Annotated in this window: 20 protein-coding genes; 8 read left to right on the top strand and 12 right to left on the bottom strand. The window is 58.9% G+C overall.

Features of this window, described 5'->3' with window-relative positions:
* Positions 1-100: 100 nt before the first annotated feature.
* The 6 genes from Pan189_RS14855 to Pan189_RS14880 form a co-directional block, all read right to left on the bottom strand.
* Positions 101-967: a fumarylacetoacetate hydrolase family protein gene (locus tag Pan189_RS14855; protein WP_145364755.1), complete on the bottom strand. Its 867-nt coding sequence runs from the start codon at positions 965-967 to the stop codon at positions 101-103.
* Between the two features lie 105 nt (positions 968-1,072).
* Entirely contained in the window at positions 1,073-2,101 is a 1,029-nt protein-coding gene (locus Pan189_RS14860) for an RluA family pseudouridine synthase (protein ID WP_145364756.1), read from the bottom strand.
* A gap of 96 nt (positions 2,102-2,197) precedes the next feature.
* Positions 2,198-3,079, bottom strand: coding sequence for a tetratricopeptide repeat protein (locus Pan189_RS14865; protein ID WP_145364757.1), 882 nt, complete (start codon positions 3,077-3,079; stop codon positions 2,198-2,200).
* Between the two features lie 307 nt (positions 3,080-3,386).
* Positions 3,387-4,847, bottom strand: a complete 1,461-nt coding sequence (gene pyk / locus Pan189_RS14870) for a pyruvate kinase (protein WP_145364758.1) — start codon at positions 4,845-4,847, stop codon at positions 3,387-3,389.
* Between the two features lie 154 nt (positions 4,848-5,001).
* Positions 5,002-5,631 carry a protein-disulfide reductase DsbD domain-containing protein gene (locus Pan189_RS14875; protein WP_145364759.1) on the bottom strand — a complete coding sequence of 210 codons (630 nt, stop codon included), beginning with the start codon at positions 5,629-5,631 and terminating at the stop codon, positions 5,002-5,004.
* A gap of 58 nt (positions 5,632-5,689) precedes the next feature.
* Complete coding sequence (locus Pan189_RS14880) at positions 5,690-6,718, bottom strand: AAA family ATPase (protein WP_145364760.1); 1,029 nt, start codon at positions 6,716-6,718, stop codon at positions 5,690-5,692.
* Positions 6,719-6,903: 185 nt separating this feature from the next.
* On the opposite strand from Pan189_RS14880, the gene trpB reads away from it, so the two are divergent.
* The 8 genes from trpB to Pan189_RS14920 all read left to right on the top strand — a co-directional run bounded on the left by trpB (position 6,904) and on the right by Pan189_RS14920 (position 13,582).
* Entirely contained in the window at positions 6,904-8,130 is a 1,227-nt protein-coding gene (trpB, locus tag Pan189_RS14885) for a tryptophan synthase subunit beta (RefSeq protein WP_145364761.1), read from the top strand.
* Positions 8,131-8,172: 42 nt separating this feature from the next.
* Complete coding sequence (locus Pan189_RS14890) at positions 8,173-9,015, top strand: hypothetical protein (protein ID WP_145364762.1); 843 nt, start codon at positions 8,173-8,175, stop codon at positions 9,013-9,015.
* 15 nt (positions 9,016-9,030) lie between these two features.
* Positions 9,031-9,279 carry a hypothetical protein gene (locus tag Pan189_RS14895; protein WP_145364763.1) on the top strand — a complete coding sequence of 83 codons (249 nt, stop codon included), beginning with the start codon at positions 9,031-9,033 and terminating at the stop codon, positions 9,277-9,279.
* Positions 9,279-9,590, top strand: coding sequence for a type II toxin-antitoxin system RelE/ParE family toxin (locus Pan189_RS14900; protein WP_145364764.1), 312 nt, complete (start codon positions 9,279-9,281; stop codon positions 9,588-9,590). The genes Pan189_RS14895 and Pan189_RS14900 overlap by 1 nt, the downstream gene beginning before the upstream one ends.
* A gap of 13 nt (positions 9,591-9,603) precedes the next feature.
* Positions 9,604-10,413 carry a tryptophan synthase subunit alpha gene (gene trpA / locus Pan189_RS14905; RefSeq protein WP_145364765.1) on the top strand — a complete coding sequence of 270 codons (810 nt, stop codon included), beginning with the start codon at positions 9,604-9,606 and terminating at the stop codon, positions 10,411-10,413.
* A gap of 72 nt (positions 10,414-10,485) precedes the next feature.
* Complete coding sequence (locus Pan189_RS14910; RefSeq protein WP_145364766.1) at positions 10,486-11,133, top strand: SDR family oxidoreductase; 648 nt, start codon at positions 10,486-10,488, stop codon at positions 11,131-11,133.
* A gap of 151 nt (positions 11,134-11,284) precedes the next feature.
* Entirely contained in the window at positions 11,285-11,527 is a 243-nt protein-coding gene (locus Pan189_RS14915; protein ID WP_145364767.1) for a hypothetical protein, read from the top strand.
* A gap of 102 nt (positions 11,528-11,629) precedes the next feature.
* Complete coding sequence (locus Pan189_RS14920; protein ID WP_145364768.1) at positions 11,630-13,582, top strand: DNA gyrase/topoisomerase IV subunit B; 1,953 nt, start codon at positions 11,630-11,632, stop codon at positions 13,580-13,582.
* A 51-nt stretch (positions 13,583-13,633) separates the two neighbouring features.
* Here the strand turns inward: Pan189_RS14920 and Pan189_RS14925 are convergent, their stop codons facing one another.
* The 6 genes from Pan189_RS14925 to Pan189_RS14950 all read right to left on the bottom strand — a co-directional run bounded on the left by Pan189_RS14925 (position 13,634) and on the right by Pan189_RS14950 (position 17,276).
* Positions 13,634-13,828, bottom strand: coding sequence for a hypothetical protein (locus Pan189_RS14925; protein ID WP_145364769.1), 195 nt, complete (start codon positions 13,826-13,828; stop codon positions 13,634-13,636).
* Between the two features lie 199 nt (positions 13,829-14,027).
* The gene (locus tag Pan189_RS14930; RefSeq protein WP_145364770.1) at positions 14,028-14,417 is read right to left on the bottom strand and encodes a VOC family protein; all 390 of its coding nucleotides are present in this window, start codon (positions 14,415-14,417) and stop codon (positions 14,028-14,030) included.
* Positions 14,418-14,522: 105 nt separating this feature from the next.
* Positions 14,523-16,004 carry a sulfatase family protein gene (locus Pan189_RS14935; protein ID WP_145364771.1) on the bottom strand — a complete coding sequence of 494 codons (1,482 nt, stop codon included), beginning with the start codon at positions 16,002-16,004 and terminating at the stop codon, positions 14,523-14,525.
* Between the two features lie 125 nt (positions 16,005-16,129).
* The gene (locus tag Pan189_RS14940; RefSeq protein WP_145364772.1) at positions 16,130-16,348 is read right to left on the bottom strand and encodes a hypothetical protein; all 219 of its coding nucleotides are present in this window, start codon (positions 16,346-16,348) and stop codon (positions 16,130-16,132) included.
* 8 nt (positions 16,349-16,356) lie between these two features.
* Positions 16,357-16,569, bottom strand: coding sequence for a hypothetical protein (locus tag Pan189_RS14945; protein ID WP_145364773.1), 213 nt, complete (start codon positions 16,567-16,569; stop codon positions 16,357-16,359).
* 284 nt (positions 16,570-16,853) lie between these two features.
* Positions 16,854-17,276, bottom strand: a complete 423-nt coding sequence (locus tag Pan189_RS14950) for an ASCH domain-containing protein (protein ID WP_310820541.1) — start codon at positions 17,274-17,276, stop codon at positions 16,854-16,856.
* Positions 17,277-17,320 lie beyond the last annotated feature (44 nt).

Below are 17,320 nucleotides of genomic sequence, written 5' to 3' on the forward strand. Positions count from 1 at the left end.
ATTTAAAATCGCCCGGCATACAAGCCGTCGGGAAAATCGCTCGTTGATCGACCATCGGCTTGCGCCTCCGGCTGGTATTGAATTCGATTCTCGATGTCCGTCAGGACTCGCGAATGACGGGATTTATTAATTCGCCGATACCGGCGATCGAAATCTTAACGGCGTCGCCGTCCTGTAACGTGAAATCATCCGGCGGAATAATGCCCGTACCGGTCAACAGGACCGCACCCTGCGGGAGCGCGTATTCCTTACCGAGCCAGGCGACGAGATCGGTAAATGAACGGGCCATCTCCGAAAGTCGCGTCTCATCATGAACGACTTCGGTGCCGTCGCGTTTGACAATTAATTCAATCGTAATTTCTTCGAGCGGCAGCGGCTGATCGGCCAGTTTCACATACGGGCCGATCGCGCAGCTTTGATCGTAGACTTTCGCTTGAGGCAGATAGAGCGGATTCTCACCTTCAATATCGCGAGCAGAGACGTCATTCCCGACGGAGTATCCGACGATTCGCAAATCGGGGCTGACGAGCAATGCCAGTTCCGGCTCTGGCACGGACCACTTACTATCGGAGCGGGCTCGGATCGGTTCAAAAGGATGCACGACCCGCTCGGGGAGGGACTTAAAGAACAATTCGGGCCGATCGGCCGTATAGACACGATCGTAATGCGAAGCGCCGCTTTCCGATTCTTCCATGCGAGCCGTCTGGCTGCGTTTATATGTCACTCCGGCCGCCCAGACCTCCTGTCCATTGACCGGCGCGAGCAACCGAATATCGCCCAGCGGCACCGGCGGCAGGTCATGTTCAAGAAGCGATTCGACGAGAAGAATCGGGTTCTCGTCGTGCAGGATGTCAGAAAGCGTCTCCACGGCCGGGCCGCGACCGCGGTCGAGTAGACGGACTGATGCGCCATCGACGACGCCGATCGCATCGTCATCCAACGAAGTTTGCAAACGGCAAAGCAACATGATGATTCTCCTCCGCCGAATATCTTACCGCTTGGCCCGGTCGGTCGTCACGGCTTCGCGGACCCCGTTTTGTTCGACAATCCAATCGCGATTCGATCACTAGAATTACTGCTCGGCACCGGTCTCACCAGCCCGCAGCAGGGAAAGTAACTCCATAAAGTCTGGCGGCAATTCGGCCTCGAATGCAACACGCTCTTCACTCACGGGATGGCTGAATTCGAGCCGACGAGCGTGCAGACACTGGCGTTTGATGACGGGGGCGTGGGCCGGCTCCAGATGAAATTCACTCCGTTTGACGGTCCCGCCTCCGCCGTAGACTTTGTCCGCGACAATGGGATGCCCGAGGTGCTGCATGTGAACGCGTAATTGGTGAGTCCGGCCGGACTTCGGTCGCAGTCGCATCAATGTGTAGCCGGCAAATCGTTCGATTACCTCGTAAAAGGTAGCCGCTTCGCGGGCGTCGCCGCCGGGGCCGGACACCTGCATTTTCTCGCGCTGTGCGGAGTGAACGCGAATGTGTGTCTCGATCCAGTCACTATCGAATGCGACCGACCCACGGACGATGGCCCAGTATTCCTTTGACACCTCGCGGCGTTCAAACTGTCGGCTGAGTCGATGGTGCGTCTGATTGTCTTTGGCAACTACGAGGACGCCGGTCGTGTCGCGGTCTAATCGATGCACAATTCCGGGTCGGTGCACGCCGCCGGCGTCACTGAGCCGGTCGAAGTGATATTGCAGCCCGGCGGCCAGTGTGCCGGAGGGATTTCCGCGTCCCGGATGAACGATCACGCCAGCGGCCTTGTCGAGGACGACGAGAGAGTCGTCCTCGTGAAGGATGCTCAGCGGCAGCGGTTCAGCGGGAATGGTCGCCGCGGGAGGCTCAGGCAACGCAAGGTCGATTTGGTCGCCCGATCGCAATCGGTGTCCGGGCTTCGTTTTTTCACCATTGAGCCGCACGTTCGAGTCGCGAATCGACTTTTGCAGCAACGATCGACTGAGATCGGGATACCGGCTCGCCAGAAAATGATCGACGCGACTTCCGGCATCGGCGTCTTCGACACGATGATGATGCCGAGGTTCCGCACCAGCCGTGTCCGACCCCGGCGATTGCGGCGGTACTATCGGCTCAGACATGGTCGATCATACTCCCGCAACTCGCAATCGGCCTCAGAGTAAACGACCCATTCTGCTTCAGAAGCAAAATCGTTCGCCCTTGCCGAATGAGGACCTCTAAGACCCGGTCGCAGACCCGGCTTCGGTCTCCGGCAGTGGCGGGAACTCGATTTCCGAGGCCCCGGACGACCCAGCGCCACTTCCGCTTTCCGTCGTAGGTGCGGGAATGTCGGGGAATTCAATTTCAGGCAGGTTCGGACCTTCGTCCGCCGTTCCGGTCGTTGAACCCGCTTCGACCTCGCCGGTCGTGCTCTCTGCCGGGGCTGGCAGGGGAAGGCTCGGGCCGTCCTGCGGTGTTTCGAGGTCCGCCGGCTTCGGATTCTGTTCGGCGTACCACGCGTAGAACTCTGAGATTGATTTGTTTTCCAGCGAAGCGACCCGCTCTTCAGATATCTGCTTGTAGACCGACTCCGGGTAGGTTTCGATCAGTTCCTCATAGCGACTGATCGCCCGGGTCATATCACCATCGGAAGTCGCTTCCAGCACGCGGGCCGAGCCGAACAAAGCCCGCTCCCGCGCCATCGGCGGTGCCGAACGATCGGCAAGGATTTGCTCATATTGCTCGCCTGCGCCGCTCAGGTCCCGCAAAGCACCGTCACGGTCTGTGAAGATCAGATCGAGGCCGCTGCGAAGCCGGGCGTCAGCCGCATTGAGCTGTGCCCAGACCGCGACCGGAGAACCGGGATAGGCTTCAGCGATATTCTCAAATTGCTCTGCGGTCGGCACCTGCGACGTCAAAGCGGAGGTCAGTTCCCCCCACTCGGTCGACGAAGCGGCGGCTTGCGAACGGAAAAAATAGATCGCAAGGGCCGTCACCAGCAGCAAACCGGCGACGACGACCGCCACGATGTTCCAATATTTTTCGGCAACGGGACGCACCCGTTCGGTCAGCTTTTCGAGATCGTTCTCGTGGAGCCGGTGGCGTTCTTCCGCATTCATAAACGAGATCTCCCGGATTGCCTTCAGGGCATCCTTGCAGTCGCTCGGGACGCGTCGCACGAAATCGAAGCCGAGCGAATGAATGACCCGGCAGCGTCAAACGGCGAAAAGCGATCATTGCGGCCTCTTGAAATGGCACGAGCCGCTTCAAAAACCCGCTGTCGAACCCGCGAGTATAAAACCGCGAAAAAACGACGGCAAGCCGCTCGCCGGAACAACTCTCGAAGTCGGCTTCGGCATCCAGACGTCAAATGGTCTGCCGACGCTCACTTGGCAGCGACTTCGACGCAACACATTAAATCTCGCTTCACGTGACGTTATGGATGAGCATCAAATCGTGGCCTTCGGTTCCCCAGTCGGTGCTGCCGACCATCACGGCATGGTCTCCGGACTTCACAATCCCATGCTGCTTTGCCCAATCGATCACGATTCGCATCAGCTCACTTTGGCGTTCGTTGACGGCTTCGGAAACCGCCGGGATGACCCCCCAGTACAGCGCCATACGGCGGGCGATCGCTGCATTGTCGGTGACGGCGAGGATCGGAAACGAAGCGCGATATTTGGAGACCGCCAACGCCGTTCGTCCGCCGTGCGTCGTCACAATGACCATGTCGGCCCGAATTCGCTCGGCCGCGTAGACCGCACCAACGGTGACCGCTTCGGTCGCTTCGAGGGTTCGGTTCCGTGTCGGGTCGGTCGGCTCATTAACACCGACCGCATTCGACATGGCTTTTTCAGCTTCTCGGGCGATGCGAGCCATCGTGCTGACGACCCGGTCCGGATGCCGACCGATCGCCGTTTCACCGGAGAGCATGACCGCATCGGTCCCGTCGAGCACCGCGTTACACACGTCGGTCGCCTCAGCCCGGGTGGGGAAGTCGGCGTCGATCATACTTTCGAGCATCTGCGTCGCAGTGATCACCGGGATGCGGCGCTTGTTGCACATCTTGATGATCCGCTTTTGCAGGATCGGAACCTTGGCGAGATCGGCTTCGACACCCAAGTCACCGCGCGCGACCATCACGCCGTCGGTCTCGGCGAGAATCCGTTCCAGGTCGCTAACCGCCTCGACCTTCTCAATCTTTGCCACAATTTGGGGCGGATGAGCCGGGTTCAGCGCGGTAATTGCCTCCCGCAAATCAACGATGTCTTCGGCCTGTCGGACGAAACTGAGGCCGACATAGTCGAGTCCGATCCGGCAGGCGAACTCCAGATCGACACGATCTTTCTCCGTCAGGCTCGGCGTGCTGAGCGTTGCGCCCGGAAGATTGACCCCCTGTCGACTGCGGACACAGCCCGCCTGCTCGACCTTGCAGACGATCCGGTCGGGATGTTTCTCTACGACGCGGTTAATCACCGAACCGTCGGCGAGTACGACCAGATCACCGACTTCCAAGTCGTCGATCAGTTGCCCGTAGGTGCAGGTCAATTTGTTGGGATTGCCGGGCACCGCTTCGCGGACGAACTCCCAAGTTCCACCTTGAATCCAGCAAACCTCGCCGCCTTCGATTTCGTTGAGGCGAATCTTCGGCCCCGACAAGTCGCCCAGCAGTGCGATCGATGCCTCAAGTTCCGTTGCGGCCTCTCGGATTACGCCGACGACCTGCTCAAGCCATTCATGCTTCCCGTGAGCGAAATTTAGGCGAAATACGCTGACGCCCGCTCGGATCAGCTTCCGAATCATCTTCTCGGATGCGGAAGCCGGCCCGAGGGTGGCCACAATCTTGGTCCGTTGAGGCGGGGCAGCAGCGGTCTCTTCATTCGACATCGGTGGTTCTCGCGGCGATTGGATGCCGCCGGAGAATAGCCGTTCCGTTTACGTACCGGTAGACGCCAAGACCGCGTTCGCAGAGAATTCACGGGGAATCCGGCGATCCATCCGGTCGGAACGAGGTCAGTTGCCGATTGACACGGCAATCGTGCTAATTCGACTGGCGTTCTCGCGCCGCTTGCGGCCGGAAGAGCTTGTCGTTGATTGGCCGGACTTTCTCGCCGGGGCGGGCGACCGAGATCGTTCCGTTGAGGCTCTTCGTTTCCGGACGACGACATTCCTGATCGTCGCAAGCCTGATAGCGGACTCCGACGGCAATCGTCTCTTTCTTGCCCGCGGCATCGGCCGGAATTTTCAGCTTGCCGAACAAAATGACCTTGCCGTCGTAAGTCATTAGCGGCTCGTCGATGCCGGCGACGCGGATCGGTTCGCCTTTTGGATACTTCATATCAGCCAGTTTGGTGCCCAACTTTGACTTAATGGCGATGGCCGTGGGCACTAGAAAAGCCGGGCTGGCCGGGTTCGCGTTGATATGCCATCCACGATCGATATCGAGAACGACGGCAAACGGGACGGTTTGACCGGCAGGCAGTCGATCGGTCGACAGGAAGACCCGGCTCGTTACCAAGCCACTATCGTCGCCCGCTGCCAGAACGATCGAGTCATCTCGGTCACTCGAAGTCTTGTCGTCGCGCTGGGCGTTGGCGTCGCTTCCGACGGCACAGCCGACCGCGAGGCCGATCAGCCCGACGTAGACAATCCGATTACTGAATGAACGCATTGAGTTCTCCTGAGTCTCGTTAAATCCGCAAGTGGCCCGCTCCTCGAGAGGAAGCCGCTTAACTGGGGACGGCGACCTCGTCGAGGATCTGATGGATGATCGCCCGCGACCGGTCACGCTGTCGTTCGCGCAAGATGCTCTTACAGACGATCCGATGCGCCAAGACCGGCACCGCAAGTTCCTTGACGTCGTCGGGCGTAACGAACGTCCGACCTTCGCAATAGGCATATGCTTGCACCGCGCGGTACAGCGTCAAGATGCCGCGGGTACTGACGCCGAGTTGCAACTCGTCGTGGTTCCGCGTCGCTTCGACGATGTCGAGCAAATAGTCGTTGATACTGTCCTCGACGGTGACGTCACGCACAGCGGCTTTGAGCCGCTGCAATTCGTCGCCGCTGATCGCAGGTTCCACGACTTCGACCGGTTCGCCCCGTCGATGCTGCTCCAACGCCTGCTTTTCGAATTGGCGGTCGGGATAGCCGATATCCGTACAGATCATGAATCGGTCGAGTTGGTTCTCCGGCAGCGGATAGGTGCCTTCGGACTCGAAGGGATTCTGCGTCGCGATGACAAAGAACGGGTCTTCGAGCGGGTATGTCCGTCCTTCGACCGAGACCTGATGCTCGCTCATCGCTTCCAGCAGCGCGCTTTGCGTCCGCGGCGTGGTGCGATTGATTTCGTCGGCCAACAACACATTTGTGAAGATCGGTCCGCGGCGGAATTCGAATTCCCCCATATTCGGCATGAACAGGCTCGCCCCCAGAATGTCGCTGGGCAGCATGTCGGGGGTAAATTGCAGCCGGGTGAACGTGCCGGCGAGCCCTTTCGCGATCGATTTCGCCAGCGACGTCTTACCGACGCCGGGCGAGTCTTCGATCAGAATGTGACCGTCGGCGAGCAGGCAGACGACCGCCAATCGAATCGGCCGCGGCTTTCCCAACAGCACGCTGGCGACGGTCTCTTCGAACTGTCGTAGCGGAGAAGTAAGTTCGGCAGTCGACACAAGAGGCCCGATCAATTGGTGGCAGGTGGTCTCGGCCGGTTGTTCTTCCGGCGATTCAGCCGGTCTGCATGCAGACCGTTCCATCTAAGGTTATCGCCGCAATCGAGTCCCGCCTCAACCATGGACGCTAACGGGCAAGCTGCGTACGAACTCAGTGGTGACACGCAGAGCGACGACGCCCCCGTGTGACGAACTGACTGTTTGACCGTTGCGTGGGGTCGCTTGATAATGTTCTGACACGTAAATCCGTCTTCATCTTGAAACCCGCCATGTCCGCTTCGACACCCGTCGCGACTCCTGCATCCTCCGCCGTGCCCGATGCGTCCGGTCGTTTCGGCGAGTACGGCCGGCGTTTTGTACCTGAAACGCTAATGTTCGCCCTCGAACAACTCACCGAGGAGTACGCCAAAGCACAGGCCGATCCGGAATTCCAAGCCGAACTCGATGGCTTACTCAAAGACTTCGTCGGACGGGCGACGCCGCTGTATTTCGCCGAGCGGCTCACCGAAAAGTGCGGCGGGGCGAAAATCTGGTTCAAACGCGAAGACCTCAACCACACCGGCGCCCACAAAATCAACAACTCGCTGGGGCAGCTCCTGTTGACGCGGCGGATGGGCAAGAATCGCGTGATCGCGGAAACCGGGGCCGGTCAGCACGGCGTCGCCACCGCGACCGCCTGCGCCCGTTTCGGCATTCCGTGCACCGTCTTTATGGGGGAGGAAGACGTTCGTCGGCAAAAGCTGAACGTCTTCCGAATGAAACTGATGGGTGCCGAAGTCTGTCCGGTCACTTCCGGTTCCAAGACGCTCAAGGATGCAACTAACGAAGCCATGCGCGATTGGATGGCGACGGTCGAGTCGACGCACTATATCATCGGCTCCGTCGTAGGGCCGCACCCGTTTCCGATGATGGTCCGCGACTTTCAAGCGGTCATCGGCCGCGAAACACGCGAGCAGTGCCTTGAGAAGTTCGGTTCACTTCCGCAGGAAATCGTCGCCTGCGTCGGGGGCGGATCGAACGCGGCGGGAATCTTCTATCCGTTCGTTGAAGACGACGACGTCAAATTAACCGGCGTGGAAGCAGGAGGTCGAGGCATCACCCCCGGCGAACACGCCAGTACGCTCAGCTTCGGCAAACCGGGCGTGCTGCACGGCAGTTTTTCATATGTTTTGCAAAACGACGACGGGCAAACGTCCGACGTGCATTCGGTCTCCGCCGGGCTCGACTACCCCGGCGTCGGCCCTGAGCACAGCTACTGGAAGGACACGGAGCGGGTCGATTATTACAATGTGACCGACGCCGACGCGTTGGAGGCCTTCCAGCAGTGCAGCCAACTCGAAGGCATCATCCCCGCCGTCGAAACCGCCCACGCCATCGCCCACGTGATGAAAGCCGCCGCGGAACGCGGCCCCGATGAGCACGTCGTGCTGTGTTTGTCTGGTCGGGGGGATAAAGACGTCAATGAAGTGGCCCGACTGTTGGGGCAAGAAATTTAATAACTCAGGCGAGCCGCAAGCATCAGCGCCCGGAGTTCGACAGTGCCTTCTTTGAATCCAGCAACTCTGATTTTGAGCTGGCTCTTTATTGCGATCTCAACAGCGCAAGCCGGAGACCTCGGTTTCATCCCCGGCGATGCAGTGTTCTTCAGCAGGCTCACCAAAGACTTCATTAATAATTTAGAGCCCGACTCCGGTGAAATCAGCCTGTCTTACGACTCACCGCTCGAACCCGGCCTTTGCGGACATGCCGGCATTTGGAAGCTCAAAATCACCGACTGCGAACCAGCACTCTATAACCGCTTGAGAGAAGCCTCGCCGGGGATCCGAAACTTCGTCCGTGCGGAAGACGGCACCGAATGGGAAGTCAAAGCGCCGCACCTGTTCGCCTATCCAAAATCGTACGAGCCTCATTACCCATTAGGCTTACGCTTCAACGAAGGCTGGCCTGATATCGAAATTGAGGTCCCTAAGCTGTTCGCAAAAGATCGTTGGGGAACGGCTCGCCTGGGAAGCCGATCATCTTCCTACCGTGGCCACCTTTCCGACCCGGACGCAATCTTATACGAATGGGCTCACGCAAAGTCAGTTTCGCCCTTACCAGTGAGAATGCCGGCTGACGTAAACTGGAATCGATTTGCTGATCCAGTTGAGGAACCGGCTACGGTTCGGGCCGATGACATTCGCCTGTTCGTGATCGAAGACGGGGCTTTGCTAAAGCACTATCGGCGTGAAATTAAGAATGGAGCGGAGATTTCTGACCTGAGTTTAAAAGTGCTCGGAAATGAAGAGAGCCAGGAATTATACTGGATTCCCGGCGGAGAATTGATCAATTGGAAAGAATACGAACGCCGCGAGCTTGATGATTCCGGCCGAATTGATTGAGCGAGGAGACGAATGATGAGCACGGCAATCGAAACCTGCGAAGTCGATGAGTTCATCGCCTTCATTCAGAACGTCGTCGGCGATCGCCGCAAGCAATCGACGCCGGAAAAGTGCGTGAAGGCATTTCGGCGGTACCAAGAGATGAAAATCGAGCTCGACGAAGCAGCCGAGCGGCTCGATCGGGGGGAGGGAATTCCATGGGACCCGGAGAAATTTAAGGCCGAAGCCCGAAAACGACTCGCCGAGAAAGGCATCTTTGACTGATGGCATCAGTTGAACTTGATCCAATCGCTCAGGCCGATATCGACCGAATCTATGACTATCTCGGCGACGCGTCTCGCAGTCCTGCTGCAGCCGATCGACTTGTCGACGATATGACGCAAAAGTCGCAAATTTACGCCGAGAATCCCCTCCTCGGTACCGATCACTCGGACTTGCGACCGGCCCTACGCTCCTTCACATTCGGCACACCGCACAACCGCAACGGCTGGGTCGCGTTTTACCGCACGATTGACGGCGGCATCGAAATCCTGCGAATCTTCAGGGGCACTGAGAGTTACGATTCCGAATTTTGATTAGCGCCGCCGCATGTCGTCGACCATTGCTGAAACTTTCAAATCCGCGAAGCGGGGGAACCGCCTCGCCTTCATGCCGTTCGTGACCGCGGGCGATCCCGATATCGGGACCACAATCGACGTCGTGCGGGCGCTCTCGGAGCAGGGAGTCGATCTCATCGAAGTCGGCTTCCCCTACAGCGATCCAATCGCCGACGGCCCGGTGATTCAGGCGTCCTACTTCCGCGCCTTGGGCAACGGCATCACGATCGATCGCATCTTCGACGCCTTCGCCGAGGTCAAAGATGAAGTCAAACCGGTCCGGGTCTCGATGGCTTCGTTCTCCCTGATGCACCGCTACGGGTTGGAGAAGTTCCTCAGACGCGCATCGGAGAGCGGATTCAGCGGCTGCATTATTCCCGACCTGCCGGGCGATGAATCGGCCGAAGTCGCCGAGAGAACGAGGGAAGCCGGGCTCGACCTGATCCAACTCGTCTCGCCGCTCACGCCTCCGGCGCGTGTGGAACGCATCGTCAAATCGTGTAGCGGCTTCGTCTACTGCATCTCAGTAGCCGGGACGACCGGAGAGCGCGACGGACTTGATCCGAAACTCGCCGGTCATCTGAAAACGCTGCGTGAGAAGACTGATGTGCCGCTCGCTGTCGGCTTCGGCATCAGCAAACCTGATCAAGTGGCGATGCTCAAGGGGCAAGCCGACGGTGTGATCGTCGGCTCCGCCATCGTTCGCCGCTTCGAGAAATTTGACGGAGGCAATCGCGACGTTGTGCTTGAAGAAATCGCTGACTACGCGAAGTCGATGGTTGAGGCGTGTCGTGATTCCTGACTTTGGAACCTTGAGAGCATATCCGCTTACTTCGTGCGCGGCTTGTTTGTAAGTCTCTGCGAGAACGTCGTCATGAGAGTGCTTGTGATCGGAGCGAACGGCCGGACGGGCGGGTTGTGCATCAAGCGACTGGCCGAATCGGATCATCAGCCCGTGGCAATGATTCGCAGGCCCGAGCAGCAAATCGCTTTCACCGAGGCCGGGATTCCGACGGTGCGAGGCGATCTCGAACACCCGATCGACGAGGCGGTTCAAGGCTGCGACGCGGTGATCTTCGCAGCGGGCTCCGGCGGCAATACGGGCAAAGATAAAACCGTCTTGATCGATCATCTCGGCGGAATACGTGCAGCCGTCGCCGCGGCGACGAACGGGGTGAAGCGGTTCCTCATGCTCAGTTCGATGAATTCGACACCGACTGCTCAGACGCCGATCAAGCACTACCATCGGGCCAAGGCCGCGGCCGACGACTTTCTGATGAACATGGACCAGGTGCTCGACGAGCCCCTCGATTGGACGATCGTGGCTCCCGGTCGGCTCAATGACGACGAGTCGACCGGCTTTGTGGAAATCCGTTCGGAGATCACCGGTTCCGGCTCAACGTCCCGAGCCCATACGGCGGATGTCCTCGTGGCCTGCCTCGACCTGCCGAATACTGTCGGCAAACGCTTCGCCGTCATCGATGGAGCCCAACCGATGAATGAAGCCCTCGCCGATATTTGAGGTATTCCACTGCTGCAATCGGGAAAAATCGTTGCTATCGGGAAAACACCGAGAAATCGTGACGCGATAAGCGGTCGGCTCAATGGCGGTTTCAGACCGTTTGGCTTAATCTAGGGTCTGCCTCGCGACGCACACCATTGAGGATCCCGCCATGATGATGTTTCGAACGGTTCACGACGACCATGAGCAGTTGTTCGAGGTCAAACGCCTGTTCGATGCGTATGATGGTCGAATGCTGGGCTACTACGTTGAGTTTCTGGTTGCCGGCGAATTATTTTTTCGACGCGGCGTCCTGAAAGACCCCGAGAGCGAAGGCACAATGGTCTTCGGATCTCCGGATGAAGCCCGTAGCTTTGCACCGCAATTGATCATCGAGCAGTTGTCGTCCGACTAATGCGACCGAACCCGAAGCCGATTCGGCACCCGCGGTCGTGACTCGACGAATACGCTACGGCCCTGCGCTCACCACATCCTTTTCCGAGAACAATCCGCCTCCATGTCGACGACCGCCCCGAGGAAGACGGGCTCTGCTAAGAAAATCGGAAAGTACACCGGAGCCGATATCGAGGTTCTTGAGGGCCTTGAAGCGGTCCGACGACGCCCGAGCATGTACATCGGCGGTGTCGACAATAAGGGCCTGCATCACCTGATCTGGGAGATCGTCGACAACAGCGTCGACGAATTTCTCGGAGGTCATACCGACCGGATCGACATCACGCTGCATAAGGACGGCCAATCGATCACAGTTCGCGACTATGGTCGCGGCATCCCGGTCGATCAGCATCCCAAGCTGAAACGGAGCGCACTTGAGGTCATTCTCACCACGCTGCACGCCGGCGGAAAATTCTCCGATAAGAACTACGCTCGCAGTGGCGGCCTGCACGGCGTGGGTTCGTCGGTGGTCAACGCGCTCTCATCGCAAATGACCGCCGTCGTGCACCGCGACGGCAACGAATGGACGCAGGAGTACGAGAAAGGTCTTCCCACCGGGCCGGTCAAGAAGGTCAAACCGTTCCGCGGCAACGGCACGACGATCACATTCCGCCCCGACAAGAAGATATTCAAAAAGACCCATTTCTCAGCCGACCTGATCCGGCAGCATCTTGAGGACATCGCCTACATTCACGCCGGGCTGAAGATCAAATTCGTCGATGAGACCGTCAAGGGCGGGCAAATCGATGAGTACGTCCAGCCGGAGGGCATCAAGGCCTACCTCGAAAAGGTGATGAAAGACGGCAAGAAGCGACCGGTCCACGAGCCGGTCTTCTATGTCGAACGCGACGAAGCGGGCGTGAAGGTCGAAGTCGCGCTGCGCTGGACCGAATCGACCGACGAGCAGGTCCGCAGCTACGTCAACGGCATTCGCACGCACGCGGGCGGAACGCATGAAAGCGGACTTCGCTCCGGCGTCGCCAAGGCCGTTCGCAATTTCATGGACGTGCATGACGTCAAAGTCAAAGGGGTCTCGATCGGTAACGAGGACGTCCGAGAGGGTCTCGCCTGCATCCTCTCCGTCTTTCACGGCGACCCGATGTTTCAGGGGCAGACGAAGGAAAAGCTGAACAATCCCGAAGTCTCTGCCGTCGTCGACGGGTTGGTGCGGCCGAATCTCGAAACCTGGCTCAACAACAACAAGTCGGTCGCCGACGCGATTATCGGTCGGATCATCATTGCCGCCCGGGCACGAGCGGCCAGTCGTGCCGCTCAACAGGATGTGCGACGCAAAAGCGGCACGGGAAAGAAAACGAACCTTCCGGGAAAACTGCTCGACTGCCGCAACAAGAGCCGCGACGAGTGCGAACTGTTCATCGTCGAAGGTGACAGCGCCGGCGGTACCGCCGCGATGGGACGTGACGGAAACTATCAGGCCGTTCTGCCGCTCCGCGGAAAAATTCTCAACACCGAGACGCTCGCGCTTCCCAAAATCTTGCAAAATGCGGAAATCAAAGACCTCGTCGACGCCATCGGCACCGGCGTCGGGCCGAGTTTCGACATCAGCGGGCTCCGCTACGATCGCATCATCCTGCTGATGGATGCCGACAGCGACGGGTACCACATCAGCACGCTGCTGCTGACGTTCTTCTTCCGGCACATGAAAGAACTGGTCACGGCCCGCAAGCTCTACATTGCTCAACCGCCGCTCTACAAAATCACGATCGGCAACAAGGTCGAGTACGCCCGTGACGACGCGATCAAAGAAGAGATTCTCGAAGCGGCGCCGGCAAATCGCAAAGTCGAGGTCCAACGGTTCAAAGGCCTCGGCGAAATGGATGCCGAGCAACTCCGCGAGACTACGCTCGACCCTAAGAACCGAATCCTGCTGCAGGTCGATGTCGAGAGCCAGGTCGAAGCAGACGCGACCTTTGCCCAACTGCTTGGCAAAGACGCGAGCGAACGCTATCGCATTATCATGGACGAAGCGACATTAGCGGACGATCTGGACCTTTAAGTCGAGGTCGTCACGCCCTGTCCCTGAGACCTTCGACATTAGCCCCTCGACTCAATTCACGTCCTGCCAGGCGTCGAACGCGAGGTAGCCGAGAATTCCGGCTCCGACCAGGAACAGGATGTCCATGAGCATCTGCCCGGAGAAGGGGATGCCGAGAACGAGGTCGAGCAGGCTGAGCAGGGCAACGAATCCCGCCACGGCCCAACCGAAGATCGCAGCTCGTTTTGTCAGTTTGACTTGGGACATACTTGAAGAGCAGGGAGCGAGGAGCAGGGAGCGAGGAGTCACCGCGGACGCCTTAACTCGTTGATTTCTCTTCGGCAAGCATAGCTTCTCGTCACTATCATCCGCCAGCTACGGATGACTCCTGATAGCCGCATTTTCAATTCGGCCTTGGCCAAGCCGCACATCCTGACCCCATACCTGCTCCTCGCTCCCTGCTCGATTATCCCGAGCACAACTCCACCACGTGCCCGTCGGGGTCGGTGACGAAGACCTGACAGGCTCCGTCAGGCCGGAGTTTGGGGGGATCGAGAAACGGGACGCCGGCGGCTTCGAGTTCGGACGCCGCCTCTCGGGCATCGGGGACGCTGAAGGCAAGATGAGTGCAGCGGCTGTTCTTGTTGCGGCCATCTTCATTCACACCGGCGGGTCCAGATCGTTCTGACTCCAAGATCAGGTGGATCAGCGTTTCCCCGGCACGAAACCAGCTTCCGGCAAAATCAAAGTTGGGGCGTGGGACGACCTCCATCCCGAGCGTATCGACATAAAACTGCCGACTCGCTTCCAGGTCTTTCACCACGAGGGTGACGTGATCGATTTGCTGCACTCGCATGTTTCTATCCGTTGAGCCACCGCCGCCATGGCGCGCACTCGAAAGGTGATTTTCAGTTCGCCGCGGGGCGCTCCCTGCCTGTCGCGGCTGAACACGAGGTCGCATTCACTCTTTCGACGCCCCGTGATTCTCCAACCATGTCCCGTATGAGTGCCGGTGGCTGCCGACGTATTCGTAGGTGTCGAATATCCAGCCGCGGCCGAGCATCCGGGGGTCGCCTTCGTCACGAAGCATCTCTTCCATTCGGCTGCCCAGCTTCGCTTTCGTATTGGCCAATTCGGCCTTTTCGGTCAGATTGTCTACGCACCGCGGGTCTTGGTTGATGTCGTACAACTCCTCCGCCGGACGTTTGCCGAAGGAAAGTTGATAGTATTTATTGTAGTTGCGGATCAGCGATTGCATCGTCGGTGACCAATCGCAATTCGGGTAATTCGTTTCGGGATTACAGGCCGGCCAGCGATCGGGTTCGTAGTTGCGGAGGTAGAGGTAGTCCCGCGTGCGAATGCCCCGCGTCGGATACCCCCAGTCGTGAGGCCGACCGAGGTCGTGCCGTTCCTTGCCGACGAGCATCACGTCGCGTGACTCGTCGATCCAGCCCGACTTTTTACTCTCCAGAATATCGACGAAACTTCGCCCGGTGACGGTTTCGGGAACCTCAACCCCTGCCAATTCGAGGTAGGTCGGCATGAAGTCGCGGACGTTGATGAAGTCTTCGACGACACGGCCGCCGGTAACTTTGTCTTTCCACATCACGGCGAGCGGCAGGCGGTAGCCATCTTCGTAAATCTGCCCTTTCACCCGCGGGAAGGGGCAACCGTGATCGCTCGTGACCACGATCAGCGTGTTCTCCATTTCTCCGGAACGTTCGAGGATGCCGAGCGCGTCGCCCAGAACGGAGTCGAACCACTCGACTTCGATCGCGTAGTCGAGAAAGTCGCTGCGGATGACGCTGCTGTCGGGGAAATAAGGCGGAATCACAACATCCTTTGGATTTCTGCCCGATCGGCGTCCCGCCCCCTCTTCATAACTGCGATGCGGCTCGTAGGTGCCCAACCAGAAGCAGAAGGGCTGCCCGCCCTCACGTTCTTCAAGAAATGTCGCGAAGTTAGCCGCGTAGTCGATCCGACTCATCTCCTCATGCGGCGGAGAGAGTTTTTGCCTCTGATAGGGCTTTCCGGCGGGCGTCGTCTCGAACCCGATCGCTTTGCCCGGTCCCCAGCCCTTGCCGGTGTATCCGACGTGATAGCCGGCCTCGGTCAATATCTCGGTGTAAACGGACCACTTCTTTTCGAACTTGCCGAAGTGATTGCAGGCTTCCTCCAACTGCCAGGTGTTCCGCCCCGTCAGGATCGATGCCCGACAGGGCGAGCATTTGGGGTTCGAGGTGTAGCAGTGTTCGAACCGAACACCCTCATTGGCGACGCGGTCGAAATGGGGTGTCTTCACCCAGTCGCAGCCGTAGACTCCCGCGTGCTCCCGCGACCAATCGTCGGCGATCATAAAGAAGATGTTTGGCCGCTCGGCAGCGATCGCAGGCGAGGCCAAAGACAGCCCGAACAATAGCAGCGAACAGAGCCGGAGCGTCATAACAAGTTGGTGTTCGTAGACTCGGAAACACTCGGATCAATACATACCGAGCAGTCAGTTGCCCGAGAGCCTGTTCGATAAACCCGGCCAAAACAAGTCCGCGAAGTGTGGCCCAAGCTTTGCGATCAAAGTGTGGCGAGGATCAGCAGTAGGAGTGGAGCCAGCAGCGTCATCACGGCGACGATGAGGAAACAGTAAACGAACACCACCAGACCCGGCGGCGGTTCCTTCTTCGCTCGCAGATCGAGCCACATAATCCAAGCGACGACCGACAATCCGAAGCCCGGCGTGGCGGCAAAAGCGATCGCCGCAGCAGCAAACCAATGGTCTTGATCACCGAGCATCACGAAACTCACGGCTTCAGCCAGAACCACAGGAAGACCGCCACGGGGACCGGTCCGGTCACGACCCACGCGACGGCGGCCAATCCGTACAGTTCCAATAGCCCCGCCTGCCGCGACGCCCGATTACGGACCTCATTCGTCATAAAGACAAGGAGCCCCGCGATGAACGTCGCCGGCAGGAGCCCGATGGCGATGATCAGGATGACGGTCGCGTTGATCATTCTAATTGCAATCCGGGGAAGGGGACTCCCGATTAACCGCCGCCGAGGCCGATGATCTGGTCGCCATCAAAATAATAGGTCTTCCGCGCCGGAACGTCGGCCCCGCCCGCGGTCTCCCACTTCAGGCCGGTGTCGTCGAAGAGGAAACCAGTGTCGATAAGATCACCCCGCGGGAGATTATGGGCACTCGATCAGAACTCTTGAGTATTCAGCGCGCTGACGTAGGTTCTGGCGCCCTATCGCGAATTGCTTCTCACCCAGAGTGAAATGCGACCGCAGCGGCGTCAACCGCCGCGCGGGCGGAACGGATAGAACCAGACACCGTACGGCAGGAAGCGGACCTTCAACGGCTCGTCGAGCGACACCGGATCAGCCACTTCCCAGGCATACTTCCCAGCCAACAAGGTCGGCGAGACACAGGCCGCCGGCGCATCCTCGACCGCAGCGGGTCGGCAACCGACCAAGCGTACCGTCCCCACAATTCGCCCGAGGGTCAGTGCGGAGACATCGATCCGTCGGGTCCGGGCAGCCTCCTTGGCGGCGGGAATCGTCGCAATCTTCTGCGCGGCGTAGATATAAATCAGCCCACGCATCCGCGTCGGTTGCGACCGAATCTCCAACGATTTCTCGCCCCGGACGAGCAGCTCCGCCCAAGGTTGCCGAACCCCGAGCGCGGGAACAGTCGGGTCCGGAGAATGACTCGGCACGATGACAGTTGCCTCAATATTGATGGACCGGCCGGTAGCGAAAA

The sequence above is a fragment of the Stratiformator vulcanicus genome (assembly GCF_007744515.1).
In the GTDB taxonomy this organism is placed as follows: Bacteria; Planctomycetota; Planctomycetia; order Planctomycetales; family Planctomycetaceae; genus Stratiformator; species Stratiformator vulcanicus.

Bases quoted from the DNA above. Each gene is read 5' to 3' on its own strand.
- Pan189_RS14855 (WP_145364755.1), bottom strand. From the start codon at position 967: ATGTTGCTTTGCCGTTTGCAAACTTCGTTGGATGACGATGCGATCGGC.
- Pan189_RS14860 (WP_145364756.1), bottom strand. From the start codon at position 2,101: ATGTCTGAGCCGATAGTACCGCCGCAATCGCCGGGGTCGGACACGGCT.
- Pan189_RS14865 (WP_145364757.1), bottom strand. From the start codon at position 3,079: ATGAATGCGGAAGAACGCCACCGGCTCCACGAGAACGATCTCGAAAAG.
- pyk (WP_145364758.1), bottom strand. From the start codon at position 4,847: ATGTCGAATGAAGAGACCGCTGCTGCCCCGCCTCAACGGACCAAGATT.
- Pan189_RS14875 (WP_145364759.1), bottom strand. From the start codon at position 5,631: ATGCGTTCATTCAGTAATCGGATTGTCTACGTCGGGCTGATCGGCCTC.
- Pan189_RS14880 (WP_145364760.1), bottom strand. From the start codon at position 6,718: ATGGAACGGTCTGCATGCAGACCGGCTGAATCGCCGGAAGAACAACCG.
- trpB (WP_145364761.1), top strand. From the start codon at position 6,904: ATGTCCGCTTCGACACCCGTCGCGACTCCTGCATCCTCCGCCGTGCCC.
- Pan189_RS14895 (WP_145364763.1), top strand. From the start codon at position 9,031: ATGAGCACGGCAATCGAAACCTGCGAAGTCGATGAGTTCATCGCCTTC.
- Pan189_RS14900 (WP_145364764.1), top strand. From the start codon at position 9,279: ATGGCATCAGTTGAACTTGATCCAATCGCTCAGGCCGATATCGACCGA.
- trpA (WP_145364765.1), top strand. From the start codon at position 9,604: ATGTCGTCGACCATTGCTGAAACTTTCAAATCCGCGAAGCGGGGGAAC.
- Pan189_RS14910 (WP_145364766.1), top strand. From the start codon at position 10,486: ATGAGAGTGCTTGTGATCGGAGCGAACGGCCGGACGGGCGGGTTGTGC.
- Pan189_RS14915 (WP_145364767.1), top strand. From the start codon at position 11,285: ATGATGATGTTTCGAACGGTTCACGACGACCATGAGCAGTTGTTCGAG.
- Pan189_RS14920 (WP_145364768.1), top strand. From the start codon at position 11,630: ATGTCGACGACCGCCCCGAGGAAGACGGGCTCTGCTAAGAAAATCGGA.
- Pan189_RS14925 (WP_145364769.1), bottom strand. From the start codon at position 13,828: ATGTCCCAAGTCAAACTGACAAAACGAGCTGCGATCTTCGGTTGGGCC.
- Pan189_RS14930 (WP_145364770.1), bottom strand. From the start codon at position 14,417: ATGCGAGTGCAGCAAATCGATCACGTCACCCTCGTGGTGAAAGACCTG.
- Pan189_RS14935 (WP_145364771.1), bottom strand. From the start codon at position 16,004: ATGACGCTCCGGCTCTGTTCGCTGCTATTGTTCGGGCTGTCTTTGGCC.
- Pan189_RS14940 (WP_145364772.1), bottom strand. From the start codon at position 16,348: ATGCTCGGTGATCAAGACCATTGGTTTGCTGCTGCGGCGATCGCTTTT.
- Pan189_RS14945 (WP_145364773.1), bottom strand. From the start codon at position 16,569: ATGATCAACGCGACCGTCATCCTGATCATCGCCATCGGGCTCCTGCCG.